The sequence below is a fragment of the Rhizobium sp. P32RR-XVIII genome, assembly GCF_012641395.1.
GTDB lineage: Bacteria > Pseudomonadota > Alphaproteobacteria > Rhizobiales > Rhizobiaceae > Rhizobium.
Map to the genome: position 1 here is coordinate 1 of NZ_JABAIH010000060.1, position 2,706 is coordinate 2,706.

At 63.3% G+C, this 2,706-nt stretch carries 1 protein-coding gene; it reads left to right on the forward strand.

From position 1 onward, the window contains the following. On the forward strand, positions 1-2,706 hold a 2,706-nt coding region (locus HGP14_RS34990; RefSeq protein WP_205927475.1), incomplete at both ends, for a VCBS domain-containing protein.

The following is a 2,706-nucleotide window of genomic DNA, read 5'->3' on the forward strand; positions in this document are numbered from 1 at the left end:
CCGACGGCGACGGCGACAAGACCGCCTGGAACACCGGCACGGTTCAGGTCGATATTCGCGACGATGTGCCGACGGCGAGCTATTCCGGCACGAGCACGATCACCGAGGATGGCGTCAACGGCGTGTTTGCGCCGCAGACTGCGACCGGCACGCTGGTGTTCAATGGCGGCGCCGACGGCGCGACGGTCACCGACCTGTCGTTCCGCACGTCGATCGACATGGATCATTCGAACAGCTATCCGCCGCTCAGCTCGCACGGTGTTGCGCTGACCTATGCGACGACGGTTGCCAACGGCGTGATCACGCTGACGGCCTCGGCCGGCGGCACGGTGGTCTTCACGCTGTCGGCCAACCAGTCGACGGGCGCCTACGAGTTCAAGCAGTTCGGCTCGATCGACCATCCGGCCAACAGCGACGATCTGCGTCTGGTCTTCGACTTCGCCGCCACCGACGGCGACGGCGACAAGACCGCCTGGAACACCGGCACGGTTCAGGTCGATATTCGCGACGATGTGCCGACGGCGAGCTTCTCAGGCCGCATCACGGTTCAGGAAACCGCTAATGCGAACGGTTCTTTCCACGAGACCTCCGCGACAGGCACAATGAACTTCGACGGCGGCGCCGACGGCGCCAAGGTCACTTCGATCGCTTACGGCCTCGGCAGCGCCGCTCATCCGCTGATCGCGGATGCCGATGCGGCCCAATATAGCGCTCATGCCCTGCAGTCCGGCGGCAAAGACATTCACATCGAGCAGCCGGACGGACTGACGCTGGTCGGCAAGCTTGCGGACGGCACGGTGATCTTCACGGTCGAGGTGACGGACGCGGCGACCGGCGCCTACAAATTCACGCAGCTTGGCCCGATCGACCAACCCGACGCCAATGAGACGGGCGCCGCCGATGGTGGCCGCATGAAGATCGTCTTCACGGTCATCGACGGTGACGGCGATACGGCGACCAACAGCCTGCAGATCGATATCAACGACGACGGTCCGTCTATCAACGGTGATAGCCACCCGGCAAACCTGCTTGCCAATGGCGACTTCTCTGGCGGCACTTGGTCCGCGGCACCCTGGGATGGGGCTCTGGCGACGGAATCGACGGGCTGGAAGATCGAAGGCACCGTTCCCGGCCAGCAGGGCGTCCAGCTCGAGCGTGTCAATGACAACTACATGGGCATGCACGCCACGGGCGGCTCGCCGATGGTCGATCTCGGCGCATCGCCGGGCAACATCCAGATCTCGCAGAACATCACCGGCCTAGCCCCTGGCGACAGCTACAAGCTGACCTTCGAAGCCGGATCGCCGGATGCTGGTTCGTCCAAGCTGGAAGTCTACTGGAATGGCCAGCTCGTAGGCACGATCCAGCCGACCGGTGTGATGCAGCAGACGACGCTGAACCTCATCGCTGCCGGCGGCACCAATACGCTGACCTTCAAGGAGGTCGGCAACGGCAACGACAACACCGGCACTTATCTCGCCAATGTCAATCTGACCCACGGCGCGGATATACCGGTGTTCCACGCCACCACCGGCGAAGACAGCGGCGTCATCTCGTTCCATCTGGCCCAGAGCACCGACTTCTCCTTCGGAGCGGACAACAACGGCACGGTGACCTTCGATACGGCGCATGTCACCATCGCCACCCCGAAAGGCACGATCATCACCCTGCCGCCGGAGGCCTATAACTACAACGCGCAGACCGGCGTCTTCACGATCAATCCGGGCCATGGTTTCGACAGCCTCAGCGAAGGCGAAGTCGCCACGCTTACTGTACCCTTCAAGGTCACCGATGGCGATGGTGACAGTCGGTCGGCTGTCTACCAGATCACGATCACCGGCGCGAACGACGCGGCAGCAATCGGTACGCCGACGGTTTCGGCGGTGACGGAGGACGTCGGTGCCAATGGCTCAGGTTTCCTGACGGCGACAGGCACGATCTCGGTCAGTGATGCCGACCACGACCAGTCGTCCTTCCAGACGACGGTGACGAGTGCGGCTGGCAACCTCGGCTCTCTGGTCCTGGCGGCCGATGGCAGCTACACCTACTCGGTGTCGAATGCGGCGGTTCAGTACCTGCAGGCCGATGAGCAGAGGACGGAAACCTTCACCATCAAGTCTGCCGACGGCACGACGAAGGACATCAGCTTCACGATCAATGGCGCGAACGATGCGGCCGTGATCGGCACGCCGACGGTTTCGGGCGTGACCGAAGATGTCGGAGTGAGCAACGGCTTGCTGAAGGCAACCGGTACGATCTCGGTCAGTGATGCCGACCACGACCAGTCTTCGTTCCAGACGGCGGTGACGGGCGCGGCTGGCAACCTCGGCTCTCTGGTCCTGGCGGCCGATGGCAGCTACACCTACTCGGTGTCGAATGCGGCGGTTCAGTTCCTGCAGGCCAATGAGCAGAAGACGGAAACCTTCACCATCAAGTCTGCCGAGGGCACGACGAAGGACATCAGCTTCACGATCACCGGCGCGAACGATGCGGCCGTGATCGGCACGCCGACGGTTTCGGGCATGACCGAAGATGTCGGCGTGAGCAGCGGCTTGCTGAAGGCAACCGGTACGATCTCCGTCAGCGATGCCGACCACGACCAGTCGTCCTTCCAGACGACGGTGACGAGTGCGGCTGGCAACCTCGGCTCTCTGGTCCTGGCGGCCGATGGCAGCTACACCTACTCGGTGTCGAATGCGGCGGTTC